At 61.8% G+C, this 15467-nt stretch carries 15 protein-coding genes; 4 read left to right on the top strand and 11 right to left on the bottom strand.

Annotation, left to right across the window (positions count from 1 at the left end):
* On the bottom strand, nucleotides 1-303 hold a 303-nt coding region (locus NKH41_RS19040; RefSeq protein ID WP_352933318.1), incomplete at its 3' end, for an ArsR/SmtB family transcription factor.
* A 249-nt stretch (nucleotides 304-552) separates the two neighbouring features.
* On the opposite strand from NKH41_RS19040, the gene NKH41_RS19035 reads away from it, so the two are divergent.
* From NKH41_RS19035 to NKH41_RS19020, 4 genes are read left to right on the top strand one after another with little or no spacing between them, the layout of a single operon-like run.
* Nucleotides 553-1431 carry an ABC transporter permease gene (locus NKH41_RS19035; protein WP_352472492.1) on the top strand — a complete coding sequence of 293 codons (879 nt, stop codon included), beginning with the start codon at nucleotides 553-555 and terminating at the stop codon, nucleotides 1429-1431.
* Complete coding sequence (locus NKH41_RS19030; RefSeq protein ID WP_352472491.1) at nucleotides 1428-2249, top strand: ABC transporter permease; 822 nt, start codon at nucleotides 1428-1430, stop codon at nucleotides 2247-2249. The genes NKH41_RS19035 and NKH41_RS19030 overlap by 4 nt, the downstream gene beginning before the upstream one ends.
* 22 nt (nucleotides 2250-2271) lie before the next feature.
* Nucleotides 2272-3414: an extracellular solute-binding protein gene (locus NKH41_RS19025; RefSeq protein ID WP_352501366.1), complete on the top strand. Its 1143-nt coding sequence runs from the start codon at nucleotides 2272-2274 to the stop codon at nucleotides 3412-3414.
* Nucleotides 3407-4582, top strand: a complete 1176-nt coding sequence (locus NKH41_RS19020) for an ABC transporter ATP-binding protein (protein WP_352769403.1) — start codon at nucleotides 3407-3409, stop codon at nucleotides 4580-4582. Before NKH41_RS19025 ends, NKH41_RS19020 begins: the two co-directional genes overlap by 8 nt.
* A gap of 19 nt (nucleotides 4583-4601) precedes the next feature.
* Here the strand turns inward: NKH41_RS19020 and NKH41_RS19015 are convergent, their stop codons facing one another.
* From NKH41_RS19015 to NKH41_RS18970, 10 genes are all read right to left on the bottom strand, one after another.
* Nucleotides 4602-5579 carry a branched-chain amino acid ABC transporter permease gene (locus tag NKH41_RS19015; RefSeq protein WP_352501368.1) on the bottom strand — a complete coding sequence of 326 codons (978 nt, stop codon included), beginning with the start codon at nucleotides 5577-5579 and terminating at the stop codon, nucleotides 4602-4604.
* A gap of 1 nt (nucleotide 5580) precedes the next feature.
* The gene (locus NKH41_RS19010) at nucleotides 5581-6468 is read right to left on the bottom strand and encodes a branched-chain amino acid ABC transporter permease (RefSeq protein WP_352769400.1); all 888 of its coding nucleotides are present in this window, start codon (nucleotides 6466-6468) and stop codon (nucleotides 5581-5583) included.
* Nucleotides 6469-6475: 7 nt separating this feature from the next.
* Complete coding sequence (locus NKH41_RS19005; protein WP_352472486.1) at nucleotides 6476-7186, bottom strand: ABC transporter ATP-binding protein; 711 nt, start codon at nucleotides 7184-7186, stop codon at nucleotides 6476-6478.
* Nucleotides 7179-7952, bottom strand: a complete 774-nt coding sequence (locus NKH41_RS19000) for an ABC transporter ATP-binding protein (protein WP_352769397.1) — start codon at nucleotides 7950-7952, stop codon at nucleotides 7179-7181. Before NKH41_RS19000 ends, NKH41_RS19005 begins: the two co-directional genes overlap by 8 nt.
* 11 nt (nucleotides 7953-7963) lie before the next feature.
* Nucleotides 7964-9172, bottom strand: coding sequence for an ABC transporter substrate-binding protein (locus tag NKH41_RS18995; protein WP_352769395.1), 1209 nt, complete (start codon nucleotides 9170-9172; stop codon nucleotides 7964-7966).
* A gap of 311 nt (nucleotides 9173-9483) precedes the next feature.
* Nucleotides 9484-10476, bottom strand: a complete 993-nt coding sequence (locus NKH41_RS18990; protein ID WP_352769392.1) for an ABC transporter ATP-binding protein — start codon at nucleotides 10474-10476, stop codon at nucleotides 9484-9486.
* Complete coding sequence (locus tag NKH41_RS18985) at nucleotides 10473-11498, bottom strand: ABC transporter ATP-binding protein (protein ID WP_352769390.1); 1026 nt, start codon at nucleotides 11496-11498, stop codon at nucleotides 10473-10475. The genes NKH41_RS18990 and NKH41_RS18985 overlap by 4 nt, the downstream gene beginning before the upstream one ends.
* Complete coding sequence (locus tag NKH41_RS18980) at nucleotides 11488-12462, bottom strand: ABC transporter permease (protein ID WP_352769388.1); 975 nt, start codon at nucleotides 12460-12462, stop codon at nucleotides 11488-11490. The genes NKH41_RS18985 and NKH41_RS18980 overlap by 11 nt, the downstream gene beginning before the upstream one ends.
* Nucleotides 12462-13490 (bottom strand): ABC transporter permease, encoded by a 1029-nt coding sequence (locus NKH41_RS18975; protein ID WP_352769385.1) that lies wholly within the window; start codon nucleotides 13488-13490, stop codon nucleotides 12462-12464. Before NKH41_RS18975 ends, NKH41_RS18980 begins: the two co-directional genes overlap by 1 nt.
* Before the next feature lie 107 nt (nucleotides 13491-13597).
* The gene (locus NKH41_RS18970; RefSeq protein WP_352769382.1) at nucleotides 13598-15271 is read right to left on the bottom strand and encodes an ABC transporter substrate-binding protein; all 1674 of its coding nucleotides are present in this window, start codon (nucleotides 15269-15271) and stop codon (nucleotides 13598-13600) included.
* Between the last annotated feature and the right edge of the window lie 196 nt (nucleotides 15272-15467).

The following is a 15467-nucleotide window of genomic DNA, read 5'->3' as shown; positions in this document are numbered from 1 at the left end:
CTTGACCGCACGATATTCGCTCTTGAACACGACGAGCACTTTTTCGGCGGTCGGATAGCAGATTTTCCGGTTGCCTTTCTTCGCTTTCAGGTTCTCGGTGCGGATCAGCCCCGCATCCTCCAGCACCTGGATGTTGGTCGAGACGGTCGACTGCGGAAGCGACAGCACGGCGGCGATTTCGTTGACATTCATCGGCCCCTTCTCATGCAGCAGTTTCAGCATCGAGATCCGCGCCGAGGAGGCAAGCCCCTTGAGCACGGCAATGCCTTCCTCAGGTTCAATCACCAGAAAATTGCGACTCATGAAATTGCCCGGCCCATGTAAAATCCATATCCGAAATTACCCTGTATATCGGGATATCTGATTTAATCAATGTGCAGGCGGAACGTCGGGCAATTTGTTGAATCCGGCAGGGCGAGGGTCGCGCGGGGGCCCTGCACAGAATTTGTGCAGGAGCCATATGCAGAGTGGACACCTGAACGCCGATCGCCCAATCTAGTCCGGAGCCGAGCCCGGTGATGGCGGCTTGCACATAAAGCGGTTGGACGGGTCGTGACCAAAGGGTGGAAATTATACGATCAGCGACTGGCCTGGGTCCTCGTCGCGCCTGTGCTTTTACTGCTTACCCTGCTTCTGCTGCTGCCGATCGCGATGATGACGGTCTACACGTTTTTCACCTTCGTCACCGCGGGGGTGGAGTCGGCGGTGCTGACCTTCGACAACTGGAAGGAATTCCTCACCGACAGCTACTATCACGGTTTTCTTTGGAAGACCGTTCGCGTCGGCGCCATCACCGCTGTGATCTGCGCGATCCTTGGCTATTTCCCCGCCTATTTCATCTGGGCCACGACCTTCAGGCACAAATGGCTGTTGTTGCTGCTGCTCATCGTGCCGTTCTGGATCAGCTTCACCATCCGGACATTCTCGTGGATCCATATTCTCGGCGAACAGGGGCTGATCAACGTCGTGCTCATCAGGCTGGGGATTGTCAACGAGCCGTTGCCGATGCTCTACACCGAGGGCGCCGTCATCATGGGGCTGCTGCATTTTCTGCTGCCCTATATGATCCTGAACGTCTATGTCAGCCTGGAAAGCATCGACCGCACGCTGATCGCCGCCGCCCGCTCGATGGGCTGTACCAGCGCACAGGCGTTTCGCGAAGTGACCCTGCCGCTATCGATGCCGGGGCTGGGCGCCGGCCTGCTGCTCTGCTTCGTGCTGGCGGCCGGCTCCTATGTGACGCCGCAGCTGCTCGGTGGCAGCCGCGATGCGCTGTTCGGCAACTTGATCTACGACACCATCATGGGGCAGCTCAATTGGCCGATGGGCGCCACGCTTTCCATCGTCCTGTTCGTCCTGCTCGGCGCGGCCGCGGCCGCCTATAGCCGCTATATGGGCCTATCGCAGATCATGAAGGGCCTCAGTGCATGAGAGCGGATCATCCCGATCGCGAAGGCAGATGGGTGTGGCGGCTGACCGGCGCGATCACGGTGTGCGTTTACGTCTTCATGTTTGCGCCGATCCTCGCCACGGTCGTGCTTTCCTTCAATGCGTCGATGTTCGGCGGCTTTCCCCTCACCGGCTTCAGCCTGCGATGGTACGAAAAGCTGCTCACCAACGAGCCGGTTCTCGACGCCTTCCGGACATCGATGTGGATTGCCCTGGTGACGGCAACGGTGACGACGCTGCTCGGCATCATGGCGGCATTGGCGCTGGTGCGCTTCGAGTTCCGTGGCAAGCAGGCGATCAACACGCTTGTCATTCTTCCCGCGCTGGTCCCCGAAACGATACTCGGCGTCGGCCTGCTGGTCATGATCAAAGCCGTCGACCAGCCGCGCAGCATGACGCTGCTGGTGCTCGGCCACATTCTGCTCACGCTCCCCTACGTGGTGCTGATCGTCCAGGCGCGCATGGTCGGCATAAAACGTTCCTATGAGGAGGCGGCGCTTTCGCTCGGGGCGCCGCGCGTGTCGACATTCCGCGAAATCACGCTGCCGCTGCTCATTCCCGCAGTGCTTGCCAGTGTTCTGCTCGCTTTCACCATTTCGTTCGACAACACCTCGGCCAGCCTGTTCTGGCGGCCGGCGGGCGTCGAGACCATGCCGACGCAAATCCTTTCGATGCTGAAGATCTCGATCAGCCCTGAGGTGAACGCGCTCGGAACCGTCATGATCCTTTTGACGGTCGGCATTCCCTTGGCAGGCGGGCTCATCCTGCAAAGCCTCACCTGGTTCAAGGCAAGCAAGTGAAGATGAAAATGGGAGAATGGAAATGAAACTGACAACCGCCAAACGACTGGAACGGCTCAACGAACGCTATGCCAATGGCGACATCAGCCGGCGATCATTCCTGACGCTGACGGCCGCCGCTGCCGCCGCCACCGGGCTTTCCATGCCTTGGATGGGACGGGCGCTGGCCGCGGTTTCGGAAGTGCGCTTCGACGGATGGGGCGGCGTGGTGCAGGAGGCGATCGATAAGTACGCGTTCCAGCCTTATACCGCCAAGTCCAAGGTCAAGGTCGTCCAGGGCACCTTTGGCGACGAGAACGAGATCATCACCAAGATCAAGACGTCGAAACCAGGCGACTTCCAGATCGTCCATTCTTCCGGCGTCAACTACTACATCAAATACGTCAATGGCGGTTTCAATTCGGAGATCAACGAGGCAAACATTCCGAACATGGCGAATGTCCTGACCGCCATGATCGAGCCGTTCCGCAAGATCACGCCGAAGCTGTCGGCAGTGCCATATGATTACGGCACCACCGGCATCGCCTACAACAACAAGGTCATCTCGCCGGAGGAAGCCAAGGAAAAGGGCGCCAACCTGCTTACCGACAAGAAATATGCCGGCAAGATCGGCGGCTACGCCGATATGACGACGCGCGTCTGGTATGCGGCGCTGCAGACGAAACAGGACCCCAACAACATCCAGGACATGGACGTCGTCTGGGCCAAGGTTCGCGAGACCCGCGATCTGGCCAAGAAATTCTGGAGTTCCGGCGCGGAACTGATGGACCTCCTGTCGCGCAACGAGATCGTCGTCACCGACGCCTGGTCAGGACGTGTCGCCGCCCTGCAGCAGCAGGGCCAGCCGATCGGCTATCTCGACCCTGCCGGCTCATACGCGTGGATGGAGGACATGCTGGTGCTCAAGGGTTCGCCGATGGCCGAATGCGAGGAACTGATCAACTTCATGCTGGATCCTGCCACCTCGATCGCCGTCGCCGAGGGCCAGAACTATCCGCCATCGCTTGACCCCACCAAGGTGAAGCTGACCGACAAGATCGCGGCGCTTCCGGCCTTCGACCCGACTGGATCGATGAAATCGCTGACCTTCGCCGATCCGCTCTACTGGGCGAAGAACGAAGACGCCTGGACCAAGCAATGGGACAGGGTGTCGAAAGGTGCATGACGACAACAGCCACGACCAGCAGCCCCGGCCGGCTTCGGCCGGGGCTGATGGCGACCCGCTCGCCCAGAGCGAGCGGCAGCCGATAGGAAAGCCTGCGGTCGAGTTTCGCGACATCGATATTTTCTACGGCAAGTTCGCCGCTGTGCGCGATTTTTCACTGGCAATCCGCAAAGGTAGTTTCGTCACCTTGCTGGGGCCGTCCGGGTGCGGCAAAACGACGATCCTGCGCTCGATCGCGGGCCTGGTCGACATCTCCAGTGGCCAGATCTCGATCGGCGGAAAGCGGGTCGACGACATCCCGATCTATAAGCGCAACATTGGTCTGGTGTTCCAGAACTACGCGCTCTTTCCGCACAAGAACGTCTTCGACAACGTCGCATTCGGCCTGAAATACCGAAACGTGCCGAAACCGGAAATCGTGCGCCGGGTCAAGAAGGCGCTGGATATGGTGCGGCTGCCCGGCAGTGAGACAAAGCTGCCGTCACAGCTCTCGGGCGGCCAGCAGCAACGCATCGCACTGGCCCGCGCCATCGTCTTCGAGCCGGAAGTGCTGCTGCTGGACGAGCCCTTGTCGGCGCTCGACGCCAATATGCGCGAGGACATGCGCGTCGAGATCAAGAAAATCCAGAGGGAGACGGGCATCACTGCTATCTTCGTGACGCACGACCAGGAAGAAGCCTTGTCGATGTCCGACCACATCGTCGTGATGAACGCCGGCCTGATCGAGCAGATCGGCTCCCCCGCGCAGGTCTATGACCAGCCGGCCACCGCATTCGTCGCCAATTTCCTGGGCAAGGCCAACATGCTGCCCGGCAGCGTGACCGTGATGGACGGCAAGATGGCGACGATCGCGCTGGCCACCGGCCATATCGTAAAGGCGGCCGCGCCGAAGGCGCTCGCGACCGGCAGCGTGGTCACCGTCGTCGTTCGCCCGCAGAAGCTTACCGTCGGTACCGCCGGTGCTGCCAACAGGCTGGCGGGACGGATCGCCTCGACCTCCTATCTCGGCGGCAATGCGGTCTACGAGATCGACATCGGCGCCGGCACGCTGGTGCGCGCCAACACGTTGATCGACGGCCAGCCGCTGCGTGAAGGCGAAGCGGTCGATGTCTGCTTCGACCCGCTGGGCTGCGTGCTTCTCGACGCGCAAGGCTTACGCATCGCCTAGCGAGGCGGAACTGAGCCGTTCAGTCTTTCGCGTCACCCTTTGGCCCGAGAAACCGCGCATAGACCTCACCGACAATACCGCGCCGGAAAACCAGCACGCAGACCATGAAGGTCAGGCCGGTGGCGATGGTCACCGGAAAGTTCGAGGTGGCGAGCATGTTTTCCAGGCCGACGACCAGACTGGCGCCGATGATCGGCCCGGCCATGGTGCCGATGCCGCCGAGGAGCGTCATCAGGATCACCTCGCCCGACATCTGCCAGGTGACGTCGGTGAGCGTGGCAAACTGAAAAACGATCGCCTTGAGCGCGCCGGCCAGCCCGGCCAATGTTGCCGACATGACGAAAGCCGCCAGCTTGTAGTTGGCGACGGAATAGCCCAGCGAAATGGCCCGGCTCTCGTTTTCCCGGATAGAACGCAGGATCATGCCGAAAGGCGAGTTGATGATGCGCCAGATGGCGAACACGCCGATCAGGAAGACCGCCAGCACGAAATAATAGATGTTCATCGAGACGTTCAGGTCGAGCATTCCAAGCAGCCTGCCGCGCGGCACGCCCTGGATGCCGTCCTCACCTCCGGTGAACGGCGCCTGCACGCAGAAGAAGAAGAACATCTGCGACAGCGCCAGCGTGATCATGGCGAAATAGATGCCTTGCCGGCGGATGGCAAAGAAGCCCATCACAAGGCCGAGCAGCGCGGCACCTAGGACACCGAGCAGGATGCCCGCTTCCGGTGGCCAGCCCCAGACCTTGACCGCGTATGCGGTGAAATAGGCCGCCCCGCCGAAGAATGTCGCATGGCCGAAGGACAACAGCCCGGTGTAGCCGAGCAGAAGGTTGAACGCGCAGGCAAACAGCGCAAAGCACAGCATCTTCATCAGGAAGATCGGATAGACGAAGAAAGGCGCCACCAGCAGCGCCAGGATGCCGAGCCCGACCAGCGCCCATTCAAGCCGTGCCGAATTCTTGGCACGCGTCTCGCGAAGTGTCAGTTCGGCCATCTCAGGCATCCCTTCCGAACAGGCCGGCTGGCCGGACCAGAAGCACGATTGCCATGATGACGAAGACCACCAGATTGGAGGCTTCGGGATAGAAGACCTTGGTCAGGCCTTCGGCGAGGCCAAGCATGTAACCGGTGACGATCGCCCCGAGGATCGATCCCATGCCGCCGACCACGACGACGGCGAAGACGACGATGATGAGGTCAGATCCCATCAGCGGGCTCACCTGATAGATCGGCGCGGCGAGAACCCCTGCAAGTCCGGCAAGAGCGGCGCCGAGGCCGTAGGTGAGGGTCAGCAGCAACGGCACGTTGACGCCGAAAGCCTGCACCAGGCCGGGGTTCTCCGTCGCCGCGCGCAGATAGGAGCCCAGCCTGGTCTTCTCGATCAGCGCCCAGGTGCCGAAACAGACGACCATCGAGGCGACCACCACCCAGCCGCGATAATTGGGCAGGAACATGAAGCCGAGATTGGTTCCCCCGGAGAGCAGCGGCGGCACGGAATAAGGACTTCCCGATACGCCATAGTAGTAACGGAACACCCCTTCGAGCACGAGCGCGAGGCCAAAGGTGAAAAGCAGCCCGTAAAGCGGGTCGATGTCGTAAAGCCTCGACAGCGCCAGGCGCTCGACCACGACGCCGAAGCCGCCGACGATCAGCGGCGACAGGATCAGAGCCGGCCAGTAGCCGATGCCGAAGCGGGTGAGAAGCAGGTACCCGACGAAGGCGCCGAGCATATAGAGCGCGCCGTGGGCAAAATTGATGACGCGCAACAGGCCGAATATGACAGCCAGGCCCAGGCTCAACATTGCGTAGAACGAGCCGTTGATGAGGCCGACCAGCAATTGGCCGAGGAATGCCTGAACGGGTATCCCGAAGATCATCGTCATGGCGCCATCATACACCCAGCACTTCATGCAGCAGCGTCATGCGATCCGGCAGTTCGCCGACCGGAAAGCCCGCCACGACCTTGCCGTGCTCCATCAGGTAGAAACGGTCGGTGACGCGGCTGGCAAAGCGGAAATTCTGCTCGACCAGCAGGATCGTCATGCCGCGCTTTTTCATCGTCGCCAGCAGATCGCCGATGCGCTGCACAATGACCGGAGCCAGGCCCTCGGTCGGCTCATCGAGAAGCAGCATTTTCACGCCGGTTCTGAGCATGCGCGCGATCGCCAGCATCTGCTGCTCGCCGCCCGACAGCCTGGTGCCCGGGCTGTTGCGGCGCTCCTTCAGATTGGGGAAAAGATCGAATATTTCCTGCACGCTCATGCCGCCCTCGGCGACGATCGGCGGCAGAACCAGATTCTCGTCCACGGTCAGCGTCGCAAAGATGCCGCGTTCCTCTGGCACCAGGCCGATGCCTTGATGCGCGGTCCGGTGCAATGGCAGGCGCATCAGATCCTTGCCGTCGAAAAAAATCTGGCCGGTCCGCTGGCGGATCAGCCCGATAATGGCGCGCAATGTCGTAGTCTTGCCGACGCCGTTGCGGCCCAGCAACGTCACAGTTTCACCTGGAAAGACCTCAAGATCGACGCCGTGCAGCGCATGGCTCTCGCCATACCAGGCGTTGAGGCCGCGGACTGCGAGAAGCGGCGCGGCGTCACTCATCGGCGGTGCCCATATAGGCGATCCTCACCCGCTCGTCGCGGCTGACCGTGGAGTAGTCGCCGGCGGCAAGGATTTCGCCGCGCTGCATGACGGTTATCCAGTCGCAAAGATCGGCTACAACAGTCAGATTGTGCTCGACCATCAGCACCGCACGCTCCCTGGCGACCGAGCGGATGATGTCGGAAACCGTGCGCACATCCTCATGCCCCATGCCGGCCATCGGCTCGTCGAGCAGCAGTACTTTCGGGTCGAGCGCCAGCGTCGTGGCGATCTCGAGCACGCGTTTCCTGCCATAGGAGAGATCGGCGGCGGGCCTGTTCTTGGCATCGTCGAGGCCGACAGACCGTAAAAGCTCCTCGGCGCGCGGCGTCAACCGATCGAGCACAGACAGCGAGCGCCAGAACTGAACGCTGAGTCCGGCCGGTCGCTGCAATGCAACGCGCACATTGTCGAGCACGCTGAGATGCGGAAACACCGCCGAGATCTGGAACGAGCGCACCAGGCCCATCCGCGCGACCTTGGCCGGCGAGGTGCGGGTGATGTCGTGGCCGAGCAGTTCGATCCTGCCGCCGGTCGGCGGCAGGAACTTGGTGAGCAGGTTGAAGACGGTGGTCTTGCCAGCGCCGTTGGGTCCGATCAGCGCGTGGATGTTGCCGTGGTAGAGGTCGAGATCGACATTCCTGACCGCAACAAAGCCGGCGAAGTCACGCCGCAAACCGCGGGCGGAAAGCACTACCGGCGGCCCATCCAGTTCAGGCGGCGCCATCGGTCCGCCAATCACTCGCCTGCCGTGGGACAGCCGCTCTCCTTGGGGCTCAGAAACGCCTCGTTACCGGGGATCGTAGCGAGCGGTTTGTAATAGTCCCACTCCTTGGTGCTCTCGCTCGGCGACTTGACCTGATAAAGATACATGTCATGAACCATGTTGCCGTCGGCCTGCACTTTGCCGTTTGCCGTAAAGACATCGTTCACCGGCATCGCATGCAATTCCTTTGCGACCGCCTCGGTTCCATCGGTGCCGGCTTTGTCGATCGCCTTCAAATACTGGGTCACCGCTGAATAGGTGGCGGCCTGGATCATATTCGGCATGCGGTTGGTGCGCTTGAAGAAGCGCTGGGCGAACTCGCGACTCTTGTCGTCGCGATCCCAGTAGAAACCTTCGGTCAGCACCACGCCTTGCGCCGCCTCGAGACCGAGCCCATGCACCTCGGCCAGCGTGAACAGAAGTGCTGCAAGCCTCTGACCGCCCTGCACGATACCGAATTCGGCCGCTTGCTTGATCGAATTGGAGGTGTCGAGGCCGGCATTCGCCAGGCCGATAACCTTGGCGCCCGACGATTGCGCCTGCAGCAGGAAGGATGAATAGTCGGTCGAGCCGAGCGGGTAACGCACCTCGCCAGCCACCTTGCCGCCATGGCTCTCGACGAACTTTGCGGTCTGCTCCTTCAGCGAATAGCCGAATGCATAATCGACTGTGACGAAGAACCAGCTGTCGCCGCCTTGCTGGACGAGAGCGCCACCAGTCCCCACTGCCTGCGAATGCGTGTCGTAGGCCCAGTGGAAGCCATAGGGCGAGCACTGTTTACCGGTTAGCTCGGTGGTCGCGGCGCCGGTGACGATGTCAATTTTTTTCTTTTCCTTGGAAATTCCCTGGACGGCGAGCGCCACCGAGGAGGTGGTCAGTTCCATGATGGAATCGACCTGTTCGGTGTCATACCACTGCCGCGCAATGTTGGAGGCGATGTCCGGCTTGTTCTGGTGGTCGGCGCTGACGACCTCGATCGGCGAGCCTTGTACCTTGCCGCCGAAATCCTCGACCGCCATCTTGGCGGCCTCGACCGACCACTTGCCGCCGAAATCGGCATAGACGCCCGACTGGTCGTTGAGAATGCCGATCTTGATCTTGCCGTCGGAAATCTCGGCGGCTGCGGCAGGCATCGCGGTCGCTGCAAGAAGCGCGGCCGAGACCAGGTACGATATCTTCATTGGTGACTTCCTCCCTTATGGTCGACAACCGAGCAACATGTCGGCGGCAGCCTGCTGCAGCACGAAGAGTGGCCTCCCACATTCCGTCCTCGCCGGCGCAAAATCACGCAGCGCTGTACGGCCGCCGTCCTTCAAATCGTAGCATCGCTCGGCAACGCGAGAACAGTTACTTTAGTATTAGGCATCCGCGATGCCCGGCCGCCGAAGCGCAACATAGCGCCGGATCGTGCGGCGTCCAGATCGGCCTCTATTCTCGCCGAAGCAATGATTACGGCTGACGGTCCGGATATCGTTGAACGAGAATTCCCTCGTCAACCGCCGGCTGGATGATGGCAAGCAACCAGGCGGCCCTCGCCAATGCTTTGGAGAAGCGGGCGCTCGCTGCGGCAGATCGGGGTGGCAGCTGGGCAACGGGTGTGGAACCGGCACCCCGAGGGTGGGTTCATCGGGCTGGGCAGATCACCCTTGAGCACCAGCCGGCCGCGCCGCGCCCGGTCGATGCTGGGTATCGGCACGGCGGAACGCAGCGCCGCGGTGTAATGATGTCTGGGCGCCGCAAAGACCTCGTCGGTCGGCCCGCTCTCCACGATTGACCCCAGATACATCACCGCCACACGGCTCGAGATTTGACGCACCACGGAAAGATCGTGGGCGATGAACACATAGGTCAAGTTGAACTCCTCGCGCAGGTCGGCGAGCAGATTGACGATCTGCGCCTGGATCGACACGTCGAGCGCCGAGACCGGCTCGTCGGCCACGATCAGCCGTGGCCGCAGCGCCAGCGCGCGGGCGATGCCGATACGCTGGCGCTGGCCGCCGGAGAATTCGTGCGGGTAGCGCGATGCGTGCTGGGGCGACAAGTCGACCCGGCGCAGGAGCTCGGCCACGCGGTCCGCCATTTCCGATGCCGAGAGGCGTTCATGGATGCGGAACGGATCGGCCAGCAGATCGCCGACCCGCCGGCGCGGATTGAGCGAAGCGCTGGGATCCTGAAAGACCATCTGCATCTGCCGCCGCAACGGACGAAGCTGGCGCTGGGAGGCGTCGCTGATGTCGCGGCCCTCGAATTCCAGCGACCCCGAGCTGATTTCGGTCAGACGCACCAGACACCGGCCAAGCGTGGATTTGCCGCAACCGGACTCGCCGACGATGCCGAGGGTCTCCCCGGGCCAGATGTCGAGCGACACCCTATCAACCGCATGCACGGTCCGGCGCTGCGCCGGGAAGATCGAGCGGCCGACGCTATAGCGCTTCGACAGGTCGCCGGCACGAAGCAGCGGACGTTCGAGTGGCCTGGCATTCATCGTTGCATCTCCACCACGCCGCCAGGCCTCTGGGCAGCGAATTGTCTGCGCGTAGGCTCCGGCAACAGGCACGCGGCGCGATGGCTCTCGCCTTGCATGATCGGCAGTTGAACCAGACAGGCGTCGTGGCGAAAGGCACAGCGGGGGCTGAAGGCGCAGCCTTTCGGCAGGTTGGAGAGCGATGGCGGAATTCCCGGAATGGCAGCGAGCCGGGCTGGACGTGGTCCCTCCATCGGCGGGATCGAGCCGAACAAGCCCCATGTGTAGGGATGCAGCGGCGCCCGGAACACGCTGCTCTTGCCGCCCTCCTCGACAAAGCGTCCGCCATACATCACCAGTACCCGGTCCGCGACTTCGGCGACGACGCCAAGATCGTGCGTGACCAGGATCACAGCGGAACCGAACTGGTCGCGCAATCGTCCGATCAGTTCGAGGATCTGCGCCTGCACGGTAACATCGAGGGCTGTAGTCGGTTCATCCGCGACGAGCAGCGCCGGATTGCACGAGAGCGCCATGGCAATCACCGCGCGCTGGCGCATACCGCCGGAAAGCTGGTGCGGACAGCTGTCGATGACCCGATCCGGATTTGCGATGCCGACCGCATCAAGCAATTGCACGGCCCTCGCCCGTGCCGCTTTCGCCGACACCTTTTCATGCGCGCGGACCTGCTCGCCGATCTGGTTGCCGATCGTATGCACCGGGGTGAGCGCAGACATCGGATCCTGGAAGATCATCGCGATTTGGCGGCCGCGGATGGCATCGAGCGCACGCCGCTTGAGCCCGATCAGCTCCTGTCCCATGAAACGGATGGAACCGGAGACGATAGCGTTGGGGCTGTCGATCAACCCCATAATGGCGAGCAAGGTCTGGCTTTTGCCCGAACCGGATTCGCCGACCACACCGACGATCTCGCGCTGCTCGACGGAGAACGAAACACCTCCCACCGCCCGCACCAGGCCTTCGTCGCTGCGGAAGGAGACAGTGAGGTCCTTGACCACCAGAAGGGGAGCATCAGCCGACATTGCGCGCCCTCGGGTCGATTATGACGAAGACGACGTCGACGACGAAGCTTGCCATCACCACGAAGAAGGCGGCGTAAATCACCGTGGCCAGGATCATCGGCAGATCGAGGGTCTGCAGCGCCTCATACGTCAGTTTTCCGACACCCTGCAATCCGAAGACCACTTCGGTCAACAGCGCGCCGCCGCCGACCAAGGCACCGAAATCGAGGCCGAACATGGTGACGAATGCGACCAAAGAGGTCCTGAGGCCATGATGCAGCAGCACCCGGCGTTCGCCGATCCCCTTGGCCCGGGCGGTGCGGATGAAATCCTCCTGCATCATTTCGATCAGGCTTGCCCGCAGCACCCGGCCGTAGAGGCCGACATAAAGGGTTGCCAGCGTGAACCACGGAATGACGAGCGCCTTGAACCAGCCCCAGGGATTCTCGGTCAGGGGGATGTAGCCGAGCGGAGGAACCCAGGAAAACAGCCAGTTGTCGTGCCAGCGGCTTTGCGTCAGCAGGTTGGCGACCTCGCCCAGCCAGAAGACCGGGATCGACACGCCTACCAGGCTCAGGATCATCAGCGCGCGATCAATGAATGTACCGCGCGTTGCGCCTGCGATCACACCGACGATCAATCCGCCGAGCACCCACAGCACTGCCGCGCCGCCGACCAGCGACAGCGTCACGGGAATGGCGCTTATCACGGTCGGAATGACACGCTGCCCGCGATTGACGAAGGAGGTGAGATCGCGGCTGACGAAAAGCCGGTTCATCATCAGCCCATATTGCACCGGCAATGGGCGGTCGAGACCGAAATCGTGGCGCACCTGGATCAGCGTCTCTTGCGAAGCATTGCGGCCGGCAATGCGCGCCGATGGATCAGCGCCAGGCGTCGCAAAGAAGATCAGGAAAGCGACGACGCTGATACCGAACATAACCAGCACCATCTGGCCAAGCCGGAAGCCGAGCGCGGCAACCACTAGACGCCCCTCGGCGAGGATTTCGGATCGAGCGCGTCGCGCACGCCGTCGCCCAGAATGTTTAGGGCTAGCACCGTGATCACAATGGCTAGCCCCGGCACCAGTGCCACGACCGGCCGCGAATAGAGCAGGCCCTGGCCGTCCTGGATGATCGTGCCCCAGCTGGCATCCGGCGGCTGCACGCCGATCGACAGGAACGACAGCGAGGATTCCGTCATCATGTTGAGCGCCAGGATCAGCGGCACGAAAACGATGATGCGGGTCACCACATTGGGCATGATGTCGCGCAAAAGGATGCGCCAGGGCGATGCGCCAAGGCCGATCGCAGCGGTGACGAATTCGGCATGCATTAAGGTCAGGACATGGCCGCGGATCGGCCGCGCCACATAGGGCACATAGACGATGCCGATAATGAAGACCGGTAGCCACAGGCTGCCGGAGCGGATTTCGAACGGACCGATCTGGATACTCTGCGCAATCAGCACGATCGACAATGAAATCGCCAACAGGAAAATCGGAAAAGCCCAGAGTACGTCGAGAATGCGCGACAGGCCGATGTCGACGATGCCGCCGAAGAAGCCGGAAACGACCCCCAGGAATGTCGCGAGGACAAGGCACAGCACGGCTGCAGCACCCGAGATCAACAGCGAATCCCGTCCGCCGTAAAGCAGCCGCGCCGCGACGTCACGGCCCTGGTTGTCGGCACCCAGCATATAGGGTCCGATGCGCCAGGTCGGCCCGACCGGCGTCATGCCGAGGCCAAGGCCTTCGGTGGAGGGCTGCAGCACCGGCTGGGTCACCCCATCGACGACGATCTCGCCATTGAGATTGGTCACAAATGGATCGGTGCCGGAGACGTATCGCGCATAAAGCGGCGCCGCGAGCGAGGCGATCACGATGACGACGAGCACGGCGAAGGCAGATATTGCCGAACGATCGCCTTTCAGCCTGCGCCAAGCGGTGCGCCACGGGCCATCGGTGGCCCGGCGAACCGGGACGGCAGGCTGATCCGCAATGACATTGACCATGAACAGGATTGCCTGGGAAAAATCGCGGCCTGGAAGATGCGCTGATCCGCCGGAAAAGGAAATGCGACGGAGAGCCAGCGGCACTCCGTCGCATTGGCTCTGGTCGGCTATTCCACCCAGGACTGGCTGACAATCCAGTAGAATTGCGGGCTGAAGGTGAAGTTCTTCAGCCTGGAAGAGATCACATCGACGCGCTTTGGCGTGAACAGGACAGCGACCGGAGCCTTGTCCGTCACAGCCTTGTCGATGGCGGTCCAGAGTGTCGCGCCCTTGCCCGGATCGGCGATGGTGGCTGCCTCTGCCTCATCCATCGATGCGTCGATCGACTTGTCGCAGAACCCCGAAATATTGACCGAGGCGTCGGAGCCCGGCGTAAACGAGGCACAGCTGAACAAGACCTGCAGGAAATTCGATGGCGCCGGGTAATCCTGGAACCATTGCGAGATCGAAATCTGCACCTTGTTATTGGTGTTCTGGATGTAGGTGAACTGTATGTTCTGCGAGATCGGCTTGACCGACGTCTTGTAGCCAAGCTGGTTGAGCACATCCTGCAGGTAGACGCCGATCGCTTTGGAGACCGTGGTGTCCTCGGTGATGATCGTCACCTCCTGACCTGCGGTTCCCGATTCAGCGACCAATTGCTTGGCCTTGTCCATATCCGGTGCTGACCACTTCTCGCCCGGATTGGCGGTGAACGGGCAATAGGCCGCAAATGACGGGAAGCCCGGTGGCAGGATCTGGCAGGCCGGCTGCGCCAGATTGCTGCCGCCGAACAGCTTGACTATCGCGGCGCGGTCGATCGCGAAGTTCACTGCCTGGCGAACGCGGATGTCGTTGAACGGCGCCAGATTGGTGTTCATCGGCGCGTACCACATCGCTGTCAGCGGATGAACCGTGACCTGCGTGGCATATTTGGTGCCGAGTTCGGCGAGACGGTCGGACGGCGGCGGGTCGAACATCCAGTCCGCCTGGCCGTTCTCGACAGCGGTCACCGCCGCCTCGTCGGTTAGGCCGAATTGGTAGTCGATCTCGTCCGGATATCCGGCCGGCTGCGCTTCCTTGCTCCATTCCTTGAAATGAGGGTTGCGCACAATCTTCATCAGCTTGTTGGGATCGTAGCTGGCGATCATGTAGGGTCCGGTGCCCGGGATCGGATCGGTGCCGGCGTCCTTCAGCGGCGCGCTCGCCGGCAGGATCGACGCGTGCGGAACAGCCAGCTTCTGCAGGAACTCGGCATCCGGCTGGACCAGATTGAAGGTAATGTTTCCGGCGGCGTCGTCGACTGACAGGCCACCTTCGAGGGTACACGTCGCAGGCGTCTTCAAGCACGCATCCGCGCCGACGATGCCTTTGTAGAAGGTCCCGGCCGTCGGCCCGCTGATCTTGAAGATGCGTTGGAACGAAGCCACCACGTCCTTCGTGGTGACATCCGAGCCATCCGCGAATTTGATGCCCTTGCGCAGCTTGAAGACGTAGGTCTTGCCGCCGTTCTCGACCTGCGGGAGGCTTTCCGCCAGGTCCGCGACGACTTCGAAGCCGGTCTTGTCCCCGGCCTTCTTGTAGGTCACCAAGCCATCGTAGAGGACATAATTGATCTGGAAATACTGCAGCGTGTAGTTGATGTGCGGATCGGCGGTGCCTGCCGCGGCATTGGCCAGCAGTCGGAGTGTGCCGCCTGGCTTGCCCTCGGTGGCCAAGGCACTGTTTGCCGGCGACATCATGGACACGCCGAGCAGAGCCAGGCAGGGCATCAACGCTGCAAATGCTTTTTGGGGTCGCATATTTGTTCCCTCATGGAGGCGTGTCGGCTTTTGCCGCGCTGAACCCGGTCAATCGACCATTGCGCGGCTGAAACAGTATGGGTTTGCGAACGGTGTCCGCTACTTGGCCCAATCGCAAAAGACTACGGCGAGCGAAGCCGGACGGGATAGCTATTAAGATAGATAGGGTCGGACGGGCTTATCCCCGCCTATTTGT

It is taken from the genome of Mesorhizobium sp. M1169 (assembly GCF_040318345.1).
Lineage (GTDB): Bacteria > Pseudomonadota > Alphaproteobacteria > Rhizobiales > Rhizobiaceae > Mesorhizobium.
Note: the sequence above shows the minus strand (reverse complement) of the source record. Positions and strands in the feature narration are given on the sequence as shown.